Source organism: Mesorhizobium sp. L103C105A0, assembly GCF_000502215.1.
In the GTDB taxonomy this organism is placed as follows: Bacteria; Pseudomonadota; Alphaproteobacteria; order Rhizobiales; family Rhizobiaceae; genus Mesorhizobium.
The window spans coordinates 358,539-381,360 of the sequence record NZ_AYXF01000001.1; the positions used below are offsets into that span (position 1 = coordinate 358,539).

General features: G+C 62.8%; 23 protein-coding genes and 1 pseudogene. 12 read left to right on the plus strand and 12 right to left on the minus strand.

What is annotated here, in order from left to right:
* The first annotated feature begins 339 nt into the window (after positions 1-339).
* Positions 340-837 carry an isoprenylcysteine carboxylmethyltransferase family protein gene (locus tag X727_RS162750; protein WP_023671969.1) on the plus strand — a complete coding sequence of 166 codons (498 nt, stop codon included), beginning with the start codon at positions 340-342 and terminating at the stop codon, positions 835-837.
* Between the two features lie 22 nt (positions 838-859).
* On the opposite strand, the gene X727_RS162745 is transcribed toward X727_RS162750, so the two are convergent.
* Together X727_RS162745 and trxB are read right to left on the minus strand one after the other, a co-directional pair.
* Positions 860-1,756 carry a LysR family transcriptional regulator gene (locus tag X727_RS162745; RefSeq protein ID WP_023671970.1) on the minus strand — a complete coding sequence of 299 codons (897 nt, stop codon included), beginning with the start codon at positions 1,754-1,756 and terminating at the stop codon, positions 860-862.
* 80 nt (positions 1,757-1,836) lie between these two features.
* Positions 1,837-2,811: a thioredoxin-disulfide reductase gene (gene trxB / locus X727_RS162740; protein WP_023671971.1), complete on the minus strand. Its 975-nt coding sequence runs from the start codon at positions 2,809-2,811 to the stop codon at positions 1,837-1,839.
* 255 nt (positions 2,812-3,066) lie between these two features.
* Here trxB and X727_RS162735 point away from each other — a divergent pair, with 255 nt between their 5' ends.
* Positions 3,067-3,543 carry an Lrp/AsnC family transcriptional regulator gene (locus X727_RS162735; protein WP_023671972.1) on the plus strand — a complete coding sequence of 159 codons (477 nt, stop codon included), beginning with the start codon at positions 3,067-3,069 and terminating at the stop codon, positions 3,541-3,543.
* Positions 3,544-3,965: 422 nt separating this feature from the next.
* On the opposite strand, the gene X727_RS162730 is transcribed toward X727_RS162735, so the two are convergent.
* From X727_RS162730 to X727_RS162710, 5 genes are all read right to left on the minus strand, one after another.
* The gene (locus X727_RS162730) at positions 3,966-4,946 is read right to left on the minus strand and encodes a phosphodiester glycosidase family protein (protein ID WP_245261277.1); all 981 of its coding nucleotides are present in this window, start codon (positions 4,944-4,946) and stop codon (positions 3,966-3,968) included.
* Positions 4,947-5,152: 206 nt separating this feature from the next.
* Positions 5,153-5,806, minus strand: coding sequence for an HAD family hydrolase (locus tag X727_RS162725; protein ID WP_023833502.1), 654 nt, complete (start codon positions 5,804-5,806; stop codon positions 5,153-5,155).
* The gene (locus X727_RS162720) at positions 5,799-6,371 is read right to left on the minus strand and encodes an SIS domain-containing protein (RefSeq protein WP_023671975.1); all 573 of its coding nucleotides are present in this window, start codon (positions 6,369-6,371) and stop codon (positions 5,799-5,801) included. Before X727_RS162720 ends, X727_RS162725 begins: the two co-directional genes overlap by 8 nt.
* Before the next feature lie 8 nt (positions 6,372-6,379).
* The gene (rfaE1, locus tag X727_RS162715; protein WP_023671976.1) at positions 6,380-7,873 is read right to left on the minus strand and encodes a D-glycero-beta-D-manno-heptose-7-phosphate kinase; all 1,494 of its coding nucleotides are present in this window, start codon (positions 7,871-7,873) and stop codon (positions 6,380-6,382) included.
* 124 nt (positions 7,874-7,997) lie between these two features.
* A complete protein-coding gene (locus X727_RS162710) occupies positions 7,998-8,630 on the minus strand; it encodes a LysE family translocator (protein ID WP_023671977.1) in 633 nt (210 codons plus the stop codon).
* Between the two features lie 133 nt (positions 8,631-8,763).
* On the opposite strand from X727_RS162710, the gene rfaD reads away from it, so the two are divergent.
* The 3 genes from rfaD to waaC are packed head-to-tail and all read left to right on the plus strand — an operon-like array spanning position 8,764 to position 11,665.
* Positions 8,764-9,714, plus strand: a complete 951-nt coding sequence (rfaD, locus tag X727_RS162705) for an ADP-glyceromanno-heptose 6-epimerase (RefSeq protein WP_023691545.1) — start codon at positions 8,764-8,766, stop codon at positions 9,712-9,714.
* A complete protein-coding gene (gene waaF / locus X727_RS162700; RefSeq protein ID WP_023833503.1) occupies positions 9,687-10,694 on the plus strand; it encodes a lipopolysaccharide heptosyltransferase II in 1,008 nt (335 codons plus the stop codon). Before rfaD ends, waaF begins: the two co-directional genes overlap by 28 nt.
* On the plus strand, positions 10,691-11,665 hold the full coding sequence (gene waaC / locus X727_RS162695; protein ID WP_023833504.1) for a lipopolysaccharide heptosyltransferase I: 975 nt from the start codon (positions 10,691-10,693) through the stop codon (positions 11,663-11,665). Before waaF ends, waaC begins: the two co-directional genes overlap by 4 nt.
* Before the next feature lie 24 nt (positions 11,666-11,689).
* Here the strand turns inward: waaC and greA are convergent, their stop codons facing one another.
* Positions 11,690-12,163 carry a transcription elongation factor GreA gene (greA, locus tag X727_RS162690; protein WP_023671981.1) on the minus strand — a complete coding sequence of 158 codons (474 nt, stop codon included), beginning with the start codon at positions 12,161-12,163 and terminating at the stop codon, positions 11,690-11,692.
* 288 nt (positions 12,164-12,451) lie between these two features.
* Positions 12,452-12,988 carry a tetratricopeptide repeat protein gene (locus tag X727_RS162685; RefSeq protein WP_023683752.1) on the minus strand — a complete coding sequence of 179 codons (537 nt, stop codon included), beginning with the start codon at positions 12,986-12,988 and terminating at the stop codon, positions 12,452-12,454.
* Between the two features lie 229 nt (positions 12,989-13,217).
* On the opposite strand from X727_RS162685, the gene X727_RS162680 reads away from it, so the two are divergent.
* The 3 genes from X727_RS162680 (at position 13,218) to X727_RS162670 (ending at position 15,842) form a co-directional block, all read left to right on the plus strand.
* Complete coding sequence (locus X727_RS162680; RefSeq protein ID WP_023683751.1) at positions 13,218-13,643, plus strand: DUF3775 domain-containing protein; 426 nt, start codon at positions 13,218-13,220, stop codon at positions 13,641-13,643.
* A 198-nt stretch (positions 13,644-13,841) separates the two neighbouring features.
* Positions 13,842-14,918 (plus strand): extensin family protein, encoded by a 1,077-nt coding sequence (locus X727_RS162675; RefSeq protein ID WP_023728209.1) that lies wholly within the window; start codon positions 13,842-13,844, stop codon positions 14,916-14,918.
* A 132-nt stretch (positions 14,919-15,050) separates the two neighbouring features.
* On the plus strand, positions 15,051-15,842 hold the full coding sequence (locus tag X727_RS162670) for an extensin family protein (protein WP_023733327.1): 792 nt from the start codon (positions 15,051-15,053) through the stop codon (positions 15,840-15,842).
* Here X727_RS162670 and X727_RS162665 read toward each other — a convergent pair.
* Positions 15,839-16,552 (minus strand): gamma-glutamylcyclotransferase, encoded by a 714-nt coding sequence (locus X727_RS162665; RefSeq protein WP_245260587.1) that lies wholly within the window; start codon positions 16,550-16,552, stop codon positions 15,839-15,841. The two genes, X727_RS162670 and X727_RS162665, sit on opposite strands and share 4 nt — an antisense overlap.
* A 142-nt stretch (positions 16,553-16,694) precedes the next feature.
* On the opposite strand from X727_RS162665, the pseudogene X727_RS01000000164340 reads away from it, so the two are divergent.
* Positions 16,695-17,410, plus strand: a pseudogene (locus tag X727_RS01000000164340) (LssY C-terminal domain-containing protein).
* A 70-nt stretch (positions 17,411-17,480) separates the two neighbouring features.
* A complete protein-coding gene (locus X727_RS162660; RefSeq protein ID WP_023705877.1) occupies positions 17,481-18,791 on the plus strand; it encodes a hemolysin family protein in 1,311 nt (436 codons plus the stop codon).
* A 28-nt stretch (positions 18,792-18,819) separates the two neighbouring features.
* On the opposite strand, the gene X727_RS162655 is transcribed toward X727_RS162660, so the two are convergent.
* Positions 18,820-19,698 carry a DMT family transporter gene (locus tag X727_RS162655; protein WP_023701605.1) on the minus strand — a complete coding sequence of 293 codons (879 nt, stop codon included), beginning with the start codon at positions 19,696-19,698 and terminating at the stop codon, positions 18,820-18,822.
* 258 nt (positions 19,699-19,956) lie between these two features.
* Here X727_RS162655 and X727_RS162650 point away from each other — a divergent pair, with 258 nt between their 5' ends.
* A complete protein-coding gene (locus X727_RS162650; protein WP_023833505.1) occupies positions 19,957-21,249 on the plus strand; it encodes a glucoamylase family protein in 1,293 nt (430 codons plus the stop codon).
* A 165-nt stretch (positions 21,250-21,414) separates the two neighbouring features.
* On the opposite strand, the gene X727_RS162645 is transcribed toward X727_RS162650, so the two are convergent.
* The gene (locus X727_RS162645) at positions 21,415-22,020 is read right to left on the minus strand and encodes an NADPH-dependent FMN reductase (RefSeq protein WP_023671992.1); all 606 of its coding nucleotides are present in this window, start codon (positions 22,018-22,020) and stop codon (positions 21,415-21,417) included.
* Between the two features lie 89 nt (positions 22,021-22,109).
* Between X727_RS162645 and X727_RS162640 the strand changes: the two genes are divergently transcribed.
* Positions 22,110-22,478, plus strand: a complete 369-nt coding sequence (locus tag X727_RS162640) for a helix-turn-helix domain-containing protein (RefSeq protein ID WP_023683744.1) — start codon at positions 22,110-22,112, stop codon at positions 22,476-22,478.
* Positions 22,479-22,822: the final 344 nt, after the last annotated feature.

The following is a 22,822-nucleotide window of genomic DNA, read 5'->3' on the forward strand; positions in this document are numbered from 1 at the left end:
AACCTCCAGAGGGGAACACTCGAGGGCGCTAATGGGAGGAGAACGCGCCCAGGAGATGATCTATATATGTGCTGTTCATGCCCAAGAAACAAGCATCTATTTTGCAACACACGCATGCAAAAAGGTACAGGCTGTGGTCTAACCCATGTCTAGGGGCCATAGGACCACGAAAAGTTGCCAAATGAATGGCGCGACCGTGCGGTTGCCTTCGCAGAACCGCAAGTCGGGCTGATTCTCGCGCTCGCGGGCAAAAAGCCGAATGACGTTGAATCGGGCAGCAGGCGTTTATTTTTGCGGCAGCGGGATGGGAAGGGTCGGCCGGAAGAAGGGAGACCTGACATGCGGACACCCCAGGCGATCGCCGGCAGCGCGGTCTTCTTCATCGCCGCACCTTGTGTCGTGGCCGGGCTGGTGCCCTGGCTGCTGACGGACCGCTACCGTCTGCCGCTGTCGACGGTGCCCGGCTTCGTGCCGGCTGGCTCCATCCTAATCGTCGCGGCCATCGCCCTGCTCGTCCATTCCTTTGCCCGCTTCGCGCTCGAAGGCATGGGCACGCCGGCGCCTGTAGCACCCACCGAGAGACTGGTGATCGGCGGCGTCTACCGCCATGTCCGCAACCCGATGTACGTCGCCGTGCTGTCGATCATCCTCGGCCAGGCGTTGCTGTTTTCAAGCTGGAGCGTCGCTGCCTATGCCGCCATCGGCGCGATCGTCATGGGCTCTTTCGTCAGGTTCTATGAGGAGCCGACTCTCGCCCGCCGCTACGGTGGCGAATACGAGACCTACCGCCGCAATGTTCCCGGCTGGCTGCCACGGCTGACGCCTTGGCGGGGGTGACCAGCACCTCCCAAGGGCATGTTTAAAATGACCAGCTGCGCGCTTTGGCGATGATGAAGTCGCGGAAGACGTGCAGCTTGGCCTGGTTCTTCATTGCATCGGGATAGGCGAAATAGGTGTCGAAGGACGGCACCTCGGTCTCCGGCAAAAGCTGCACCAGATCCGATTCCTTGGAGATCACGTAGTCGGGCAGCATGGCGATGCCGGCGCCGCCCTGCACGGCGCGCTTGATCGACAAGATGTCGTTGATCTGCAGCGTCGGCACCCTTTGCCCACCGTCGAAATCGCCGATCGTTTCCAGCCAGTTCAGCTCCGACAGATGCGACGGCACCGGCACACCGAAAGTGACGATGCGATGGTTCTTCAGATCGGCGACCGAGGTCGGCTTGCCGTGCTTGCCGACATAGGACGGCGAGGCATAGAGGTGGAAATGCACGGTGAACAGGCGGCGCTGGATAAGGTCGGGCTGCTGCGGCTGGCGCAGCCGTATCGCGCAGTCGGCCTGGCGCATGGTGAGGTCGAGTTCCTCATTGGCCAGGATCAGCTGCAGGCTGATTTCCGGATAGAGCTCGATGAATTCCTGCACCCGCTCGGTCAGCCAGCCGGCGCCGAGCCCGACCGTGGTCGTTACCCTCAGCACGCCTGAGGGACGGTCCTTGGCCTCGGTCAGCTTCGACTTGATGGTCTCCAGCTTCATCAGCACGTCATGCGCCGTGCGGAACAGCATTTCGCCCTGCTCGGTCAGCACCAGGCCGCGGGCATGGCGATTGAACAGCGGCACCCCGACATCATGTTCGAGCGCGCTGACCTGGCGTGAAATCGCCGATTGCGACAGGTGCAAAGTCTCGGCGGCATGGGTAAACGACCCAGCCTCCGCCGCTGCGTGAAACACGCGAAGCTTGTCCCAGTCCAACGCCATTGAGTTCCCCTCGTTCTGTTTTTGGCGTCTGAATGAAAAATCAGGCTTTTGAACGGCTTGCGACGCCGTCTTGATAGATTTTATTCCGCCGCTTCGCGGTGCACCTCGATGCCGGCCAGGTATTTTTCCGCCTCGAGCGCGGCCATGCAGCCGAGCCCGGCGGCGGTCACCGCCTGACGGTAGATATCGTCGGTCACGTCACCGGCGGCGAACACGCCGGGCACATCGGTGCGGGTCGAATTCGGCGCCGTCCACAGATAGCCGTTCGGCTTCTGCTTCAGCTTGCCGACAAACAATTCCACCGCCGGCGCATGGCCGATCGCCACGAACACGCCGTCCACCTGGAGATGGCTGACCTCGCCGGTCATCGCATTTCTGAGCTTCAGCCCTTCGACCGAAGGCGGCAGCGGCGTCTTGCCGGGCCGGCCGGTGATCTCGTCGACGATCGTGTCCCAGATGACTCGGACATTGTCCTTTTTCAACAGCCGCTCACGCAGGATGCGCTCGGCGCGGAAATCGTTGCGCCGGTGGATGACGGTCACGCTCTTCGCCAGATTGGAGAGATAGAGCGCCTCCTCCACCGCCGAATTGCCGCCGCCGATGACAGCGACATCCTTGCCGCGATAGAAAAAACCATCGCAGGTGGCGCAGGCCGACACGCCGAAGCCCATGAAGGTTTGTTCGGTGGGGATGCCCAGCCACTTCGCCTGCGCACCGGTGGCGATGATCAGCGCATCGGCCGTGTAGGTGGTGCCGGAATCGCCCGTGGCGCGGAACGGCCGCACATTGAGGTCGACCTCGGTGATGATGTCGTTGACGATGTCAGTGCCGACATGCTCGGCCTGCTTCAGCATCTGCTCCATCAGCCACGGGCCCTGGATCGGATCGGCGAAGCCCGGATAGTTTTCGACATCGGTGGTGATCATCAGCTGGCCGCCCTGCTGCAGGCCGGCGACGAGCATCGGCTTCAGCATGGCGCGCGCGGCGTAGACCGCCGCCGTATAGCCGGCCGGGCCGGAACCGATGATAAGGACAGGCGCGTGCTTGGTGGTCATCTAAAGCCTCTGCGGGGCGGACAATCGAGTGTGCCTTGGAAAAAGACGTGAAACGGTGCTGGTAATGTAAGGGTTGCCAACCACACCAGCAAGACGATCAGGCCGTCGTCCCCGGAAAGCTTCGGCCCACAGGCTTATTCGCGCAATGGCCGCTTCCGTTACGGTCGCAAAATCGCCCGACCAAGGGCTGGCATCGCCACAAAAGTCGTTTAATGACGAGATCGCGAAAGATTCTTGCGCTAAGCAGAGACCGCCATGCCCCTGAAAGCCGACCTCGACGCCATCGATTGGAAGATTCTGCGCGAGCTTCAGGCCGACGGGCGCATGACCAATGTCGAACTGTCGAGCCGCGTCGGCATTTCCGCGCCGCCCTGCCTGCGCCGTGTCCGGCGGCTGGAGGAAACCGGCATCATCAAAGGCTATCGCGCTTTGCTCAACGCGCCGGCGCTCGGCATGGATGTCGTCGCCTTCTGCCTGATCGGCCTGCATCACCAGGCCGACGCGGAACTCAAAACCTTCGCCGAGCGCACTCGCGGCTGGCCGATCGTGCGCGACGCCTGGATGGTCTCGGGCGAATCCGACTTCCTGCTGCATTGCGTGGCGAGTGATCTCGGCACCTTCCAGACCTTCGTCATCGAAGAACTGGCTTCGGCGCCGAATGTCGACACGGTGCGCACCGCGCTGACCATCCGCCGCGTCAAGGACGAAGGGCTGGTGGCGTTCAGCGCCTGATAAGCGAGATTAACTTCGAAAAAGCATGTGCGACGCCGACCAAGACATACCCCAACAGACACACTGCTACCTCTCCGACAACTGGCAAAAGAATGAAGCCGTCCCCAGGGCCGGGGCTCTCACCAGGGGACATCTCCGGCAAAGCTAAAAAGGCCAGCAAAATAGGTGAGCAAGCAAGCCAGACGAATGTGATGACATGCGGCAACCATTTGAGACGGAAAATGTTTTTTGACGTGAGAACGCCGCGCCGATCACAATTATGTTGACGACGAATATGAGCCAGAAAGCGAATTCTGGCGCCGAAATCGTAGGGTATTCCGGGTCAGATTGCGTGAACATGAGCGGCCAAGGTTGAATATGCCATCCGGTTTCAGCTACGGAATCGGGAGTACTTTGACCCACCCTGCCAAGGGCAGGATCTGCTACCTGCGCTCCACCGTGAGAACAACAGGCAATCCCCAGGGCACATCTAGCGGTGCTTGAAGCAGTGAGACGTCGCCATCTGCGACCTGGGCTTCCCACTTGGCATAGTGTTTCAACCGGTAGTTCCCGGAGCGGACGCTGAGGCAGGCAACAGGCCCGCCATCGAGGTTTAGCGCCGTCTTGAGATCGAGGTCGGTCTGCAACAGGAAGTTTGCTAGCCGGTCCAGCGAGAAGAAAGCGTCCTTGGTCGAACCGACGATGATCCAGCCCTGACGATCTTCCGCGATAAAGGTGCGGTTGGCCAACCAGTTGCTCTTGGCGCGTACATTGTTGCGGCCGTCCTCACCGACAAGCAATGGATAGGAAACCATAGCGTTTTCGGCATTCTCCGTGACTGCGCGCCAGTCACGTGAATTGAGATCGACCACATGCGTGCCGGAGGCATTCACGAACCAGGCGCCGGCCTTCGCATCGTATTCATCCGGCCCGAGCCTCGCACCCATGCTGACAAAGGGCGTGTCGGCTTCGCCCTTCAGTCCGAAATAACTGCCATTGACGATCAGAACGGTGCCGCCTGTGCCTTGTGGATTGAGTGCCGCTTCCCACTGGTCGATGTCCTTGGCACCACTGGGCTCGTTACGGGCAACGAAACGGAATTTGGCTGGATCGAAACGGTTGAGATAGAGCCGGTCAATTTCACGGTCGCCCGCCATGACGGGGATTTCTCTGACCTGGAATCCAGGCTCGGTTTCATTCCATGAGCTGGCTCCAGCGGTCACATCAGGAATTTCCGATTTCAACGCAAGCTGCATGGCAGGCGAGAGACGCGCATCGTCGGGTGCAACGGCGATCCAGTAGCTTCCGCCGCGGCGAAGAAGTGCATTGAGCCCATACACGCCGTGTTTTTGCCAGACATACCCTATGGCTGACAGCACAACCAATGCCGATAAGACAACGGCAACAGAGATTGCTTTCTTCAATGAATTCCCCTCGTTCTTCGATGGAATGACATCTGCAAATTTCTTGCTTGAATGATGTCTGATCTCTGCAGTTTTTCCGCAAAAGAGCGTGGTGCTTTCCTGGGGAATAGCGTCAAAGCAAAGAAATGGATCGGCTCGCCGTTTCTGCGAAACGGTGAAACGCTCAAGCTAACCCATTGAGATTGCGTCGCAACAGATCCGGAAAGCTAAATCAGTCTCGATCCGAGCGACTCGACAGCCCTCAAAAGCCCTTCCAGATCATCGGGGTTGCGCAGCGGCAGAACCTCGAAGCCCGGCTCATTACTTCCCTCGCCATCCACCAGCCAGCCGCGCGGCAGGCCGGCACGTTGTCCGGCCTGCATATCCGCGGGATTGTCGCCGACGATCAGCGAGCGTTTGAGATCGAGGCCGAGGCGCTGCCGGGACTGTAGCAGCATGCCCGGATTGGGCTTGCGCATTGGATGGTCGGCGACCGCCAGTGGCCCGCTGCCCGCCTCGTGGTAGGCGCAGGCCAGAACCATGTCGACGAAGGCATCGCCGGCGGCAAGCAGCTTGAGAACCCGGCCGTTGACCGCGGCAAATTCCTTCCAGCCGAAATAGCCGCGCGCGATGCCGGACTGGTTGGTGACGATGACCACCGGGATGTTGCCCCGGTTGGCCGCCGCGATGACCGGCACGATGCCGTCGCGCAGCGCCATTTTGGCTGGATCGTCGGGATAGCCGGTGTCGACATTGATGGTGCCGTCGCGGTCGAGGAACAGCGCCGGCGCGTTGGCTGGAAACACCCGCGAACCCACCCGCTCAACCCACAGGCCGGGCTCAGCCAGCGGGTATGGACCGTAGGCCCCGGTGTCAGCCATTCGACAGACGGTCTTCCACCACCTCGCAGAGATAGTGGTAGAGGCAGAGATGTCCCTGCTGGATGATCGGCGTCGAGGTCGAGGGCACGTTGAGCAGTATGTCGGTGAGCGGCTTGAGTTTGCCACCGCTGTCGCCGGTGAGGCTGACCACCGTCATGCCCATCATCCGAGCCTGTTCGGCGGCAGCCAGAATGCTCGGCGAATTGCCGCTGGTCGAGATGGCAAGCAGCACGCCGCCGGGCGCGCCATGCGCCTCGACCTGGCGCGAAAACACGGTGTCGAAGCCATAGTCATTGCCCCAGGCGGTCAGCATGCCCGCGTTGGCCGGCAGCGCAATCACATTGTAGGCCTTGCGCTCCTTAAGGAAGCGGCCGACCAGTTCGGTGGCAATGTGGATGGCGTCGCTGGCCGAGCCGCCATTGCCGCAGACCAGCAGCGCCTTGCCCGAGGAAAGCGCGGCGACGACCGCACTCACAGCACGTTCCATCTCGGCGGTCAGGTCACGCTCGACTGTCGCGGTGATCGCGGCCGCCGAGCGGACCAGATAGTCATTCAGTCCGGACATGAAATCCCTCAGTTGGTACCGCCGCCGGCGCGCAATTTGCCGATCGTGCCGGTGGTGCTCTTGCCGGCGACAAGGTCGACCAGGACGACGCGCCCGCCCGCCTTCTGCACCACATCGGCGCCGACAACGGTTTCGACCGTGTAGTCGGCGCCCTTGACCAGAATGTCGGGCAGAAGCGCCTCGATCAGCGCCAGCGGCGTATCCTCTTCGAACACCACGACCGCATCGACCGAGGCCAGGGCGGCGAGCACGCAGGCACGATCATGCTGATCGTTGACCGGGCGCCCTGCGCCTTTCAGCCGACGCACCGAGGCATCGCTGTTGAGGCCGAGCACCAGCCGGTCGCACTGGCTGCGCGCCGCGTGGAGAAGACTGACATGGCCGGCATGCAATATATCGAAGCAGCCATTGGTGAAGCCGACGCTCAGGCCCTCGTCCTTCCACGCCGCCACCATGCGCGCGGCCGATGCGGCATCGAGGATGGCGTCCTTATGGGCGGTGGGGCCGTGCGAGCGGAACAGCGCGCCGGTGAGTTCCTCCACGGTCAGCCGCGCGGTGCCGCGTTTGCCCACCACCACACCGCCGGCGGCATTGGCGATGGAGGCGGCCATGACGCGATCGGCGCCCGCGGCCAGAGCCAGCGCGAAGCTCGCGATTACCGTATCGCCGGCGCCCGAAACGTCGAACACTTCGCGCGCCTGGGTGGCGATGTGGCGCGCCTCATCCGCGCCGACGACGCTCATGCCCTTTTCGCTGCGGGTGGCGACGACGAAGTCGAAGCCATGTGCCGAAATCAGCTGGCGTGCCGCCGCGACGATCTCGTCGTCGGCGAAAACCGGGCGACCGACAGCTTCGCCAAGCTCCTTGCGGTTGGGCGTGATGGCGGTCGCGCCGGCATAGCGCGCATAGTCGCGGCCCTTGGGATCGACCAGCACCGGTTTTCCCGCCTCGCGGCAGATGGCGATCAGGTCGGCGGCGACGCCGTCGAGCAAGATGCCCTTGCCATAGTCGGACAGAATGACGATGTCGGCGCGCGTGAGTGCGGCGCGAAAATGCCGGACCAGGTCCGCCCGTTCCTTGTCGTCGAGCGGCTTGATCTCTTCCTCATCGAAGCGCAGCACCTGCTGATTGAGCGCGCTGAAGCGGCTCTTCGACGACGTCATGCGACCGCGCTCCTGCGCCATATCAGCCGTATCGGCGCCGAGTTCGCGCAGCATGCGCACCAGATTGTCGCCGGCCACATCGGTGCCGATCACCGATATGGGAATAGCGCTGGCACCCAGCGAGACGATGTTGGCGACAACGTTGCCTGCGCCGCCCATCGTCGAGGTCTCGCCGCGCCCGTGCAGCACCGGGATCGGCGCTTCCGGCGAGATGCGCTCGATGACGCCGTTGACGAAACGGTCGAGGATGAAGTCGCCGACCACCAGCACGGCAACGTCGCCAAAGCGGGCAATGGCGCGGTGCAAAGGTTCGGGCGAAGGCGGATTGTGCTTGATCATGTCACTGGCAATGCGAGGGAAAGGCCGACCTCAATCACGCTGAAAATTGTCAATTTACGGGCCGGATCGTTCATGGCGAAGCCGATATACCGCAAATCCGCGCAGCGCAACGTCAGGGCGGCCGTCAGCTCTTCTGCAACGCGACGTGGACGCCCAGTCCGACCAGCACCGCCCCGCCCGCCCGCTGCATGATGCGCTGCGCACGGCTGGAGCGCTTCAGCCGGGCGATCACCATGCCTGCCAGCAACACGCAGACAATATCTGCCGAAGAGAACATTAAATTGACGATGGTGCCCAGCACGACGAATTGCAGCCACACCGGGAAACCCGCCGAGGCATCGATGAACTGTGGCAGGAACGCCATGAAGAAGATCGCCGTCTTCGGATTGAGCACTTCGACGGTGATGCTCTCGAAAAATGCCCGGCGCGCCGATTTGCGCTCGATCGCCGGCAGCGCCGTGTCACCGTCCCCGCGCTTGCGGAACAAGGACACGCCAAGCCAGATCAGATAGAGCGCGCCGATGAGCTTGACCGCCATGTAGAGCGGCGGCACCGCATGGAAGAGCACCGACAGCCCGGCGGCAGCCGCAAAGACATGGAAATAACCGCCAAGATGGATGCCAAGTGCCGCCGTCAGCCCCGACCAGCGCCCGCGCGCCATGGTCTGCGCGGCGGCATAGAGCATCGCCGGTCCTGGAATATAGGCAAAGATCGCCGTGGTGGCGAAAAACGCAATGAGCAGTTCGGTCGACGGCATTTTTTGTCCCCTAGCTTGCGGGCCTCGAATAAAGCGGCCGCTTCGCGGTCTCACTGTGGCGTCGTGGTGCTTCATCGACAGTACGCTTGGCCTCCCTTATAAGGACCGGAATCGCAAGCAACCAGAGGCATTCATGATCATCGTCACGGGCGGGGCCGGCATGATCGGCTCCAACATCGTCGCCGCACTCAATGCCGAAGGCCATGATGACATCCTCGTCGTCGACGACCTCACCGACGGCCACAAGATCGCCAACCTGGCCGATTTGCAGATAGCCGACTATCTCGACAAGGACGAATTCTTGGCCACCTTGGAAGCCGGCGACCTAGGCCGCGTCGAGGCCGTCTTCCACCAGGGCGCCTGCTCGACCACCACGGAATGGAACGGCAAGTTCATGATGGACGTGAACTACGCCTTCTCAAAGCGCTTGCTGCATGGCTGTCTTTCGCTGCGCATACCGTTCCTCTATGCCTCCTCGGCTTCCGTCTACGGCGGCGGTTCGGAGTTTCGCGAGGACCCCGCACTTGAGCGGCCGCTCAACGTCTACGCCTATTCGAAGAAACTATTCGACGACTATGTCAGGCGCACTGTGTTCGACACCGATCATTCGCAGGTCGCCGGCCTGCGCTACTTCAACGTCTATGGCCCGCGCGAGGCGCACAAGGGCGCCATGGCCTCGGTCGCCTTCCATCTGTTCAATCAGGTCGGGCGCGGCGAAAACCCAAAGCTGTTCGGCGCCCATGACGGCTTCGGGCCTGGCGAACAGAGCCGCGACTTCATTCATGTCGGCGATGTCGCCGACGTCAATCTGTGGCTGTGGAAGCGCGGCTCGAGCGGCATCTTCAACTGCGGCACCGGCCGCGCCCAGCCGTTCCGCGCCATTGCCGAGACCGTGATCGATACGCTGGGCAAGGGCGAGATCGAGTTCATCGAATTCCCCGATCACCTCAAGGGCAGCTATCAGAGTTTTACCCAGGCTGATATGTCCCGCTTGCGCGCAGCCGGCTATAATGGGCAATTCCGCAGCGTGGAAACCGGCGTCAGAGACTATGTCGAATGGCTGAAAGCCCAACGATCCTCGTGATCGGCCCACGCTGGGTGGGCGATATGGTCATGGCGCAGTGCCTGTTTTCGGCGTTGAAGGAGCTCCATCCCAACGCCGCCATCGACGTGCTTGCCCCGGCCTGGGCGGCCCCGCTGGTCAAGCGCATGCCCGAGATTCGCCAGCAGATCGATTTCCCGCTGCAACCCGGTGCGCTCGAATTCATCATTCGCCGCCGCTTCGGCCGCCTGCTGCGCGGCCGCTACGACATGGCCTACGTCCTGCCGGGCAGCTGGAAATCGGCGCTGATCCCGTTCTTTGCCCGCATCCCCCGCCGCTTCGGCAATCTCCGGGAAATGCGCTACGGCCTGCTGACCGACATCGTGCCGCTGCCCGATGCCCTCAAACGGCGCACTGCGCAGGCCTATTTTGGCCTCGCCCAAGGCGGACATTTCCGGCCGCCGCGGCTCACCGTCGACGCCGGCAATCAGAAAGAGCTGCTCGCTCGCTTCGCAGTGCAGCCGGGAAAATTCGTCGCCATGATGCCCGGCGCCGAATTCGGTCCGGCCAAACGCTGGCCTAGCGAAAGCTATGCCGGCCTCGCCGGAGAGATGATGGCGAAAGGATTCGAGGTCGCGTTGTTCGGCTCGAAGAACGATCGCGACGTCACCGCCGAGATCGCAGCACTCGCGCCCGGTGTCGTCGATCTGGCAGGAAAGACGCGACTGGAGGACGCCATCGACCTGATCGCCGCGGCCAGGCTGGCGGTGTCCAACGACAGCGGGCTGATGCATGTCGCGGCCGCCGTCGGCACGCCGGTCGTTGCCGTCTACGGTTCGACCTCGCCGGAAAACACGCCGCCGTTGGCTGAACAGCGCGAACTGATCTGGTTGCATCTGTCCTGTTCGCCCTGCCACCGGAAGATCTGCCCGCTCGGCCACCTCAACTGCCTGAAGACGCTGGACGTTGCCCGAGTGGCAGCGGCGGCGGACAGGTTGCTGGAACTCCCGGCCGCCGCATGAAGGTGTTGATCGTCAAGACCTCCTCGATGGGCGACGTCATCCACACCTTCCCCGCCGTCGAAGATGCACGCCGCAAGCGCCCCGATATCGCCTTCGACTGGTGCGTCGAAGAGGCCTTTGCCGGCATCGTCGCGCTGCATCCGGCGATAGCAAAGATCCATACCGTCGCCATCCGGCGCTGGCGCAAGCATCTGTTCAACGCCGGCACATGGCGGGAGGCGACAAGCTTGCGCCGCGCTCTGCAAGCAGGCGAGTACGACCTCGTCATCGATGCGCAGGGGCTGCTGAAATCGGCCCTGGTGGCGAAACAGGCAGCGGCACCAATCGCAGGTTTCGACCGCGCAAGCGCGCGGGAGCCCTCGGCAACGTTGTTTTACCAGCGCAAATACGCCGTGCCGCGCAACCTGCACGCCATCGAACGCACGCGCCGGCTGTTCGGGCTGGCGCTGGGCTACGAGCCCGATCTTTCGGCGCTCGCATCCGGGATTGTGCCGCCTCCCGGCGGCCTGGCCGGCATTGACGGCAAGACGGCCTTCCTGCTGCACGGCACCAGCCGCGAGGACAAGAAATGGCCCGCCGAAGACTGGATCGAAACGGCTCGCCTGCTGGTTGGTAGCGGAATGACGCCGGTCACCACCTGGTCGAACGAGCGTGAGAAGGCGGTCGCCGAGGCAATCGCGAAAGCCGTGCCGTCAACGATCGTGGTGCCGAGATCGCCGCTGGCAGACATTGCCGCGATCCTTGGCCGCTCGACGCTGGTTATCGGCGCCGACACCGGTCTGACCCACCTCGCCAGCGCCTTTGGCCTGCCGACGGTCGCGGTGTTCCTTGCGACCGAGCCGGGTTTGACCGGCCCGCGCGGGCAGTATGCCTCAACGCTGCTGGCCGCATCGGGGGAGCACCTAACGCCGGCGAAGGTGGTGGCGGAAGCTGAGAAGCAGCTGGCGCTCAAATCACGAGCACCAGCCTAGAGCCTTTCAGAAGGATCTGAGGTGCTAGATGAACTGCACCTGGACGATCTCGTAACCCCTGGCGCCGCCAGGGGCGTTGACCTCGATGGCGTCGCCGACTTCCTTGCCGATCAGCGCGCGCGCGATCGGCGAGGAGATCGAAATACGGCCCGATTTCACATCCGCTTCCTGGTCGCCGACAATCTGGTAGGTCTTCTTTTCCTCGGTGTCCTCGTCGACCAGCACCACCGTGGCGCCGAACTTGACCTTGTCGCCGCTAAGCTTGGTGACGTCGATCACCTCGGCCCGAGCAATATAGTCTTCCAGTTCGTTGACACGGCCCTCATTGAGGCTCTGCGCCTCTTTGGCGGCATGATATTCGGCATTTTCGGACAGGTCGCCATGCGAGCGCGCTTCGGAGATCGCCTCGATGATGCGCGGCCGCTCCTCCTGCTGGCGCCAACGCAGCTCTTCCTTCAATGACGCGAACCCCTCGCCTGTCATCGGGACCTTGTTCATGATGCCTGACCTTTCCTGCCGCCACCCCCGCATTTCGGGGAAAGCCTTGTCGATGGGTATAAAAAGAAAACGGGTCCGGCAGCCTCGGGCTAACGGAACCGTTTCACCGCAGTTTTCCCCAATATAGCGATCCTCGCGCGTTTTTCACGCTCAAAAAGCAGGCTTTTTGAAAAATCATGAGCCGACTTGCGCAATTGCCGTCACGGCATGTGCAGCGTGTTGCAGTTGCGACAACAAAAACCGGCTGCGATTGCTCGCAGCCGGCCCAGAGAAGCCGTTGGGGTGGGGTCAGCTTCTCATGAAATGGTAGATCTGTTCGGCCAGCATGCCGTATTCGCGCGAATCCTTGCCCGTCCGCTTCTCGATCTCGGCCAGTTGCGCCTGAGCGCCGGCCAGATCGCCGATCTGCAGATGGGCCTCGCCGAGATATTCGCGCACCAGCGTGTAGTCCGGGTTGATGCGGAGCGCTTCCTCGTAATAGCCGAGGCCGACGGTGACACGGCCGGAATGGCGATGCGAATAGCCGAGGTAGTTGAGGATGCGTGGATCCTGCTTGTTGGCGGCAAGGCTGAGCACGGCGATCGCCTCATCATAACGCCCGGCCATGGCCAGGTCGTGACCAGCATCGTAGATGTTGTCGTCGTCCAGCATGCCGTACTTCGGCGCGACGCATTTCTGCTTTTTCTTGTCCCAGACCTGCCCCTTCTTGCACTGGGTGGTGGTCTCGGTACCACCGCCACCGCCGCCGGCCGCAAACACCGGAACCGCAAAGAACTGCAGCGCCACAAGCGCCGCAGCCGCCTGGATCAACACTCTTTTATGCATCGAAGCCTCCTTGAGGGATAATGACGATCTTGAGGGAAAATGACGATAATGAAAAGCTAACGCCGGGATGCAGACTTTTCATCCCGGAAACCCGCAGCCGCCGAAACTATTTGTGCGGCCGTGCCTAACCTGAATTCGGTCAAAGGCGGGAGCCAGGGATCAGAACATGACGTGACGCGCGCTGCAAATCCGCTATCATTCAGGAAATGATCAGCGGGGGTGCCCGAGAGTGCAGCAGCGCCGTGAGCGGGAATGGGAGCTATCGATCGGCCCGGACACCGTGCGCCTGTTCATTCTCAAGGCAAAGGGACTGAGTGCTGCCGTCAACGAAGACTATGCCGACGGTGCCGAGCATGAGGTCGAGCTCGATGGTGAATCACATGCCAATCACCACCATGACGGTCTGGCGGAGGAAAGCGCGGAAGACCTCACCGAGGAAGAGCTGCGCGAGCTGATCAACGACCTCAACGTCGACGAAGCGGCCGAGTTGATCGCGCTGGCCTGGGTCGGCCGCGGCGACTATGACGCAGCGGAATGGTCCGATGCGGTTGCCGCCGCGCGCGACCGCGCCAACAAGCGCACGGCGAAATACCTGCTCGGCATGCCGCTTTTGGCCGACTGGCTGGAAGAAGGGCTGGAAGCGATTGGCGCGTAACGACGTCGTTACCGTTCGTGATGGGCCGCAGGCAACCTCCAGGCGTTCGCGCCGTTGAGGACGATGGGGTCTGTTGTACTTTCCCGAACATGCAGGGTTGCACTGGTCATGGTCGTCACGGCTCTGCTGCTGGCGCCCCTGCTGACGCAAGCTGACGCCAAACAGCGCAAAAAGCATTACACGCCGCTGTCACAGCGGTTGGAGCAGCTGTTTTCACCGCGGGTCGACTCGCATCCTAAGCCGCGCAGCAAGCACCGCCAGAAGCCCAGGCCACAGCGGCACATCACGCCAAAGCAGGTGGAACAAAAGACCCCGGATAAAGAGCCCTCGCCCGCCGATGTTCCGGTGCAGCCCTCGCGCGTTGTCCCGCTGCCCGAGGCGCGTCCTTCAGAGGCGCCGAAGACCGGCGCGGCACCGATCGAAAAGCAAAAGGCCGAAGGTCCGAACCCCCTTGGCGCGCCCAACCGGTCCAATGACGATCGATTCAACGAAGAAAAGTCCCGTTTTAAAAAGCAGGCGCGGCCCGGACCGTCAGCCCCGAAGCCGTCGACCGATAGGCAAAGCGAGCCCGAGCCGCCGGCCGCGGTGCCGATTCCGACACAAAAGCCAGACACTTCGGAACCTGAAGCTCAGCCGCTGGCCGTTGCTCCGCAACCACCTGAAAAACCCGATGCCGGCGACAAGAAGATGCTGCCCGATGCGCGCTCGGCCGATGTGCCCGATGCAAAAATGCCGGCGGCGGAAGTCGCCTGTCGCGAGCGGCTGACGGCCCTTGGTGTCGAATTCGAGGAGCATAAGGCGGAAAGCAATCCCGACATCGGCTGCTCGATCCCCTATCCCCTGGTGCTGAAGTCGCTCGGAAAATCCATCGCCATCGGCCCCGCGACCGAACTCAACTGCCCGATGGCCGAAGCGGCAGCCCGCTTTGCCGCCGAAATCATACAGCCGGCGGCGAAAGCCGAGTTCGGAGCCGACCTGAAATCGATCAACCAGGCATCGGCCTTTGTCTGCCGGCCGCGCAACGGCACGCGCCATCTGTCGGAACATGCCTTCGGCAACGCGCTCGATATTGCCAGCTTCACGTTGTCGGATGGCAGAAAGGTCGAAGTCGGTCCAACGCCGCCCGAGAAGGACGGCAAATTCCTCAATGCGGTGCGCAAGGCCGCCTGCGGACCGTTCAAGACCGTGCTTGGACCGGGCGCGGACCCGGACCATTCCCTGCATTTCCATCTCGATCTCGAACCGCGCCGGAATGGTGGCACTTTCTGCCAGTGATGGCCCTCCAGTGATCGTCATGCCGGTGATGGTCTGGCTGCCGCATTTCGGCCGCAGGCATGAACGGGGACGCTGAGTTTTCCTTTACCCTTGATCGTTAAAATCCCACCGATCAAGGACAGGATTCCGCCCATGGCCGCAATATTTCGCGCCGCGAAGGCAAAAAGCGCAGCGATACTGGCCGCCGGTCTTGCGCTGGCCGCCGTTTCGGCTTGCAACACTGGCAGCGTGCTGTCGCTGCAGCCGGCCGTCGATGTCGGCTCGCAGACCGCGGCCGTGCCGCAATATGAAGGCATGCAGAAGCTCGTCCCGTCCAATCCCTATATGACTGCCGCCTATCCGCGCATGGACGAGCCGATGTCGGAGTCGGAGCCGCAGCAGATGCCGGCCAGCGAAACCGATTGCCGTGGCGAGCTGAAGCGCCTTCGCGTCGTCTACACCGATGTCCAGCCGATCCATGAGGGACAGTGCGGCATAGACTGGCCGGTCAAGGTATCCGCCATCGGCGGCATCCAGATGAAGCCCGCCGCAACATTGACCTGCGACATGGCCGCAAGTTTCGCCGCCTGGACCAGCAACGAACTGGTTCCCTCCGCCCGCTGGCGCTATTTCTCGGGCGTCAAGACCATCCACCAGGGCTCGAGCTATTCCTGCCGCAACATCGCCGGCGAAGGTGTCCTGTCCGAGCACGGCAAGGGCAACGCCCTCGACGTCATGAGCATCGAGCTCAACAACGGCGACGACATCGACGTGCGCAAGCCCGGCCTGTTTGCCTTCCGCACCCGCGGCTTCCTCAACAATGTGCGCGCCGACGGCTGCCAGTATTTCACCACCGTGCTCGGTCCCGGCTACAATTACGATCACCGCAACCATTTCCATTTCGACATCAAGAACCGCAAAAGCGGCTACCGCGCCTGCCGCTAAGGCGTTTCACCGTTCAGAAATGAGTCGGGATTGGCGTTCCTGGTGGAAGCGATGATTTGCTGGGCCACCAGATCCTGGATGCGCCAAAGGTTCCTGTCGCGGATACCGCTTTCTTCCAACTTGCTGACGGTTCGGAACAGGTATTGAGCCGACGAGCCCCAATGCCCGGCAGCCCGCGCCAGCGTGTCGGCAACCTGCTCCAATGGCAGCCGGCCGGCATAGGCCCTGCCGTCTGGCGCGGCGACGAAAGCCAAGGCCCGCAACGGCCCATCCTTGGTCTTGACCTTGATCCAGCATGGCACGTTAGTCGGCGGATTGGCATCGATCTCGCGGCGCATCAACTGGCCAAGTTGCCCGACATGGTCTTCCGCGGGCAGCCGATAGACGATGCCGTTGCAGCTGCCGCCTCGATCGAGCGCCAGCATCAGCGCCGGCAAATCACGGGTTCCGCGCCAACGGGTCAGCGTCAGGCAGAACGAGCGGTGCCATCCTGGCGCCGTGGCCGGGCGCTGCTCGACATGGGCAAATTCGGGGTTCCAGATCAGCGACCCGTAGGCAAAGACCCATAGCGCTTCAGGCCGATGCTCCGACAGAAGTTGCTCGACAAGACTATCGAACTCCGCGTCTGTATGCTCGGTTGTTCCGGGCTCGGGACCCGGATCCGGTTCGACACGCTCGACCCTTGCGACAAGGTCCGCGGTCAATGCCATCGAGCTGCGACCCACCGGCTTCTTATCCATTGCTGCTCACCCCCCGCAAAAACGATGGCCGACGATAGAACGGCTGCTCGCCGCTGGCCATTGATTTCCAGGGTCCGTCAGGCACAGATACCGCACGGATCGAGCCGCTTTCATGAGCCGACGAAGCCTGCAACGACGCGCATTGACCTGGCTCGCCGCTCTTCTGGCGGTCTGGCTGGCCCTCGCCTATGTCGCTGCGCCGGAATTCTGGACGGTTCGCGACCGCGGCTTTCGCACGCAGACTTTCGAGATGGTGACACACACGCCGCAAGGCATTCCGGGCGACCCGATCAATATCGGCCTTGTCGGTACCGAAAAAGAGATGGTCCATGCCTTCGCCATGACCGGATGGGATACGGCCGATGGCGTGACGCTAAAGACCGCGATCGAAATCGGTGAGAGCGTGCTGTTCGACCATCCCTATCCTGACGCCCCGGTCAGCCGGCTGCTGTTCGAAGGCCGCGCCCAAGATCTCGCCTTCGAAAAGCCGGTCGGCGGGAGCGCCGACCGGCGCCATCATGTCCGCTTCTGGCGCAGCGATGCGACCGGCGACGACGGCCGAACGCTCTGGATGGGCTCGGCCAGCTTCGACCGCGGCGTTGGTCTCAGCCACGATACCGGCGCCATCACCCACCATATCGCCCCTGACATCGACGCCGAGCGCGATCTCGTGATCCACGACCTGTCGGCGGCCGGCATGGTGATCTCGNGATCTCGGTGAGCGACATCCCGGGCATCGGCGCCACCAGGACCGGACGCAACGGCGGCGGCGATCCCTATTTCACCGACGGCAAGGCTGTTGTCGGGGTGCTCAGGCAATTCCCCTGAACCACTGTCATTTTCCAAAAATCATCGCGGACTATTTTCCTGCGGCCCGCCGCAATGCTATTGAGCCCTGATGCTATACGTCGAAATCGCCACCGTGGTCGTCCTCATCTGTGTGAACGGCCTTCTGTCGATGTCCGAGCTCGCCATCGTGTCGTCGCGCCCGGCGCGGCTCAAGGCGATGATCGACCGCGGCGTCAATGGCGCCGGGCGTGCGCTGACGCTCGGCTCCAATCCCGGCAAATTCCTGTCGTCAGTGCAGATCGGCATCACTCTGGTCGGCGTGCTGTCGGGCGCCTTCTCCGGCGCCACGCTGGGCGACAGGCTGTCGGTGTACCTGGCCTCGACCGGCATGCGCGAAAACATCGCCGATCCGCTCGGCGTCGGCATTGTCGTTGCGATCATCACCTATTTCTCGCTGATCGTCGGCGAGCTGGTGCCCAAGCAGATCGCGCTGCGCGATCCCGAGCGTGTTGCGGCCCGCGCAGCGCCTGCGATGACCATCCTCGCCACCGTCTCGGCGCCGCTGGTGTTCCTGCTCGACATTTCCGGCCGCGCCATATTGTGGTTGCTTGGCCAGCGCGGCGAGAGCGAGGAAAAGGTCACCGACGAAGAGATCAAGATGCTGGTCGCCGAGGCCGAGCACCACGGCACCATCGAATCCGACGAGCGGCGCATGATCGCCGGCGTCATGCGGCTCGGCGATCGCGCCGTGCGCGCCGTGATGACGCCGCGCACCGAGGTCGACTGGATCAATTTGCAGTCCGATGAGGGTGCCATCCGCAAGCTCTTGATGGAGACCCAGCATTCGCGCCTGCCGGCCGGCGATGGCGGCGTCGACGTCATGGTTGGCGTTGTTCAGACGCGCGACGTGCTGGCCGCCCTGCTCGCCGGCCGCGCACTCGATCCGCGCAAGCATGTGCGCGCCGCCCCCATCGTCTACGACCAGGCCGACGCGCTGGATGTGCTGCAGAAGCTGAAGGAATCCGACGTGCCGATGGCGCTGGTGCATGACGAATACGGCCATTTCGAAGGGATCGTCACGCCTGCCGACATTCTCGAGGCCATCACCGGCGTCTTCCGCGCCGACCTTGATGCCGGCGACGAGGAAAACGCCGTCAAGCGCGAGGACGGCTCATGGCTGCTCGCGGGATACATGCAAGCCGACGAGATGGCTGACGTTCTCGGTATCGACCTGCCGGAAAATCGCGATTACGAGACCGTCGCCGGTTATGTGCTGTCGCACATGCACCATCTGCCGGCGACCGGCGAATGCGTCGACGCGCAAGGCTGGCGTTTCGAGGTCGTCGACCTCGACGGCCGCCGCATCGACAAGCTGATCGCCACCCGGCTGCCCAGCGGCCATCGCGAAGTGGTGCGTTGACGCTCTGCCGTCAAAGCGAATAGCGCCCTCAGACCGCGGCTTCGATCGGTTCGGCAAGCTTCGGATTGGAGCGCGAGGCGATCAGGCAACTGGCCACGATCAGGGCCGCTCCAGCCAGCGTGGTCCAGGTCGCCGCCTCGTCGAAGAACAGCCAGCCAAACACGATCGCCCAGATGAAGGCGGAATACTCCGTCGGGATTAGATATTGCGCTTCGGCCCGCGCGTAGGACCAGCTCATCAGGAACTGGCCGGAGAGCGACAGCGCCGTCACCCCGGCCAGTGGAAGCCAGAGATTGCCCGGCAGGGCAACCGCGAGCCAGGGAGCGGCGGGGAGAAGGACGGCGGCAACGCACAGGTTCTGGAACAGCATGATCTCGACTGGTTTGGCCACCAGCGCCTGCCGCCGCGAGAGGATCAGATTGTAGGCGTAGAACACCGTCGATGCGAGCACCGCCACCGTGCCAAGCAGGGCATCCCCGGTATAGTTCCCTTGCCCGAACTGTCCGGCCATGATGATGACGACGCCGGCGATGCCCGCCAGCGACGCCCAGATCGCCTGGCGCTGTATGCGTTCGCCCAAAAGCAGCGCCGCCAGCAGGAGAGCGAACAGCGGCGCGACGAAACTAAGCCCGATCCCATCCGCTAGCGGCAATCTGGCAAGGCCCCAGAAGAACGACAGCAGAACGATGCCCACGATCACGGCGCGCAGCGCGTGTAGCCGCAGCACGGAAGGCGTGGGAAGGGAACGCGGCCCCGCCGCCCAGGCCGTGCCCGCGACCACGCTCGCAAGCATGCTTCGCCACAGCACCGTGTTGTAGACACCGACGGCGATGACCAGGATTTTCATCGCCGCATCCATGGCGGACAGAAGGAAGATCGCAAGTGCACAGACCAGCACCGGGGTCATGGGGGAAACGACGCCTGACAGGCTGGGTGACTTCACGGGGCATGCTCATGTGATGGATCGCAGCCGGATATATCAGGGGAGGACGGCCAGGCCAGATGGCAGGGCCGTGCATATGGCGGTCCAACCGGTCTTCGCAGCCCCTCGATTTGAATTCGGTGCGTCGGCAGCGCCTTTCGCTATCGGCCCCAGCCTGCCCTCACCCATGATTGATCCGCTGGAAGAATGGCAAAAGCAGCCAAAGCCTCTATATCGATTGTCATGGATGCATCGAACGAACACGCGCTAAACGACGAGCTTCTCCAAGATATCCAGCGCCTGTCCTTCGAGTATTTTCTCAACGAGGCCAACCCTGCCAACGGCCTGGTCGCCGACCGCAACACGCCGACGTCGCCTGCCAGCATAGCCGCTGTCGGGCTCGCTTTGTCGTCCTATCCCGTCGGTGTCGATCGCGGTTTCATGACGCGCGATGCCGCAATCGAGCGGACGCTCGCCACGCTTCGCTTCTTCTGGAACGCCCCGCACGGGCCGGAGCCCGATGCCACCGGCTACAAGGGTTTCTACTATCATTTCCTCGACATGAAGACCGGCCGCCGCGTCTGGAATTGCGAACTGTCCACGATCGATACCGCACTTCTGCTTGCCGGTGTTCTGGCTGCCGGCGCTTATTTCGACGAGGACGATGAGCTCGAACCGGAAATCCGCAAGCTTGCCGATGCGCTCTACCGCCGTGCCGACTGGCGCTGGGCGCAGAACGGCGGCGCCACCGTCACCCATGGCTGGCGGCCAAAAGGCTTTCTGCGCTACCGCTGGGAAGGATTTGACGAGGCGCTGATCCTGTACGTTCTGGGTCTCGGTTCGCCGACCCACTCGCTGCCGCCCGAGAGCTACGCGGCCTGGCTGTCCACATATAAGTGGAAGACAATCTACGGCCGCGAGATGGTCTATGCCGGCCCGCTTTTCATCCACCAGTTCTCGCATATCTGGATCGATTTTCGCGACATCCGCGATGCTTTCATGCAGGGTCACGACAGCGACTATTTCGAAAACAGCCGCCAGGCGACGTATCTGCAGCGCGATTACGCAATCCGCAATCCGAGGGGGTTCGCGGGCTATGGCGAGAATTGCTGGGGCGTCACCGCCAGCGACGGCCCAGGTCCGATCGCGCGGCGAGCCGATGGACGCCGCTTCTTCGGTTATCTCGCCCGCGGCGCACCGTTTGGCCCCGATGACGGCACGCTGTCGCCATGGGCGGCAATCGCCTCCTTGCCTTTTGCGCCGGAAATCGTGCTGCCGGCGCTGCGCCATTTCCACGAGATGGACCTGCGCGACGGCAACTCTTACGGCTTCACCGCGAGCTTCAACCCGACGATCGCTGCCGACGACGGCCGCGCCTGCGGTTGGGTATCGCCGGACCATGTCGGCATCAACCAGGGGCCGATCGCCCTGATGATCGAGAACTACCGGTCCGACTTCCTGTGGCGATTGATGCGCCGCGTGCCGGCCATCACCACAGGACTGCGCCGGGCCGGGTTTTCCGGCGGGTGGCTGTGACAGGCGGCGATCCTTCGCGCGGGATCGTCAAGGCATCAGCGCGACCTTGCCGGTCCGACTCCACCATCCGGCCAAGGGAGCCGAGAGCGCCTCTTCACGTGAATGAAAAAGGGCGGCGCAAACGCCGCCCTTTGGAAAAATCATCGATCCTTGGGAGGATAAGGCTCAGGCCGCCTGGGCTTCGCCGGCAATCGCGTCGGCCTGACGCGCTGCCTTGAGCACGCGGGCCCACCAGGCAACGTCGTTGACCAGCGCCGTGGCAGCCTGGTTCAGATGCTCGATCTCCTCGAGCTTCTTCTCGCCCTGGCGCACCGCCAGGAAATCGCTCCAGGCAATGTGAACGGCGGATTTGACCGGCGCCATCTGCAATTCGACCGCGGCAAGACGCAAATGTTCGACAGCGCGCGAGCCGCCGACGCTGCCATAGCCGACGAAACCGGCCGGCTTCTTGTTCCATTCATTGGCGGCGTAATCGATGGCGTTCTTCAGCACGGCCGTCGGGCCATGGTTGTATTCGGCGGCGGTGAAGATGAAGCCGTCGAATTCGGCGACCTTCTTTTGCCAGCGCTGGGCAACTTCGTTCTGCGACGGCGCCCAGGCGGACGAGGCGACCTCGTCGAAGAAGGGCAGCGGCCAGTCGCGCAGGTCGACGGTCTCGACGTCGATGTCGGCATGGGATTTCGCGATCTTGGCGATCCACTGGGCGGGCACATCGGCGAAACGCGCGGCGCGTGTCGAACCGACGACGATGGCGATTTTGGGCTTGGACATGGGGCTCTCCATATATGCAAAAGCTGGTATCGTTTGGATACCGGCGCTATATGAGATACTGACAAATGGCAGCGCAAGGAGGCACCGTTATGTTACTGAGGCACCCGCACAACACCGAAGACTGCCGCGCCGTCTCGGAAATCCTGCAGCGCGTCGGCGACAAATGGACCGTTCTGGTCGTCGGCAAGCTGGGCGGCGGACCGCTGCGTTTCAATGAGTTGCGCGCCGCTGTCGGCGGCATTTCGCAGAAGATGCTGACCACCACCTTGCGCGGTCTTGAGCGCGACGGCTTCGTCACCCGAACCGTGTTCCCGACCATCCCGCCACGCGTCGACTATGAGCTGACGGAGCTCGGCCATGAGCTGCTGGTGCCGGTCGGCGCGCTCGGCGAATGGGCGCGGAAGAACACCTCGCGGGTCCAGGCGGCGCGTGAAAGATTCGATGGCGTGCACGCCTGAAAACCGTTGCTCAGCAATAGTTTACGGATTTTGCCGTCCACGACGCGTACCCGGGTTTAACTGGATCCGCCCTTGCATCGTTGGTCACGCCATGGCGACATAGCTGCAGCGTTTCGTTCGCCGGCGCATCATCATTTTGAGGCTGACGAGGTCTTCCGCTGACGGGCCCTCAGGCCTTTGACGCAGGGTTGCTGCAACACACTGCGCCGCACGTCTCTACCCTTGCAGACCGCTGGGCAGTCCGCTCGTTGCCAACGGTCCGGTCGTGCGTGCAGGCAACGCTTGGAAGCTCTTTCCTGATCTCGGTATAAGCGGTCGTGCCAAGCAGGCAGATCACCGCGACG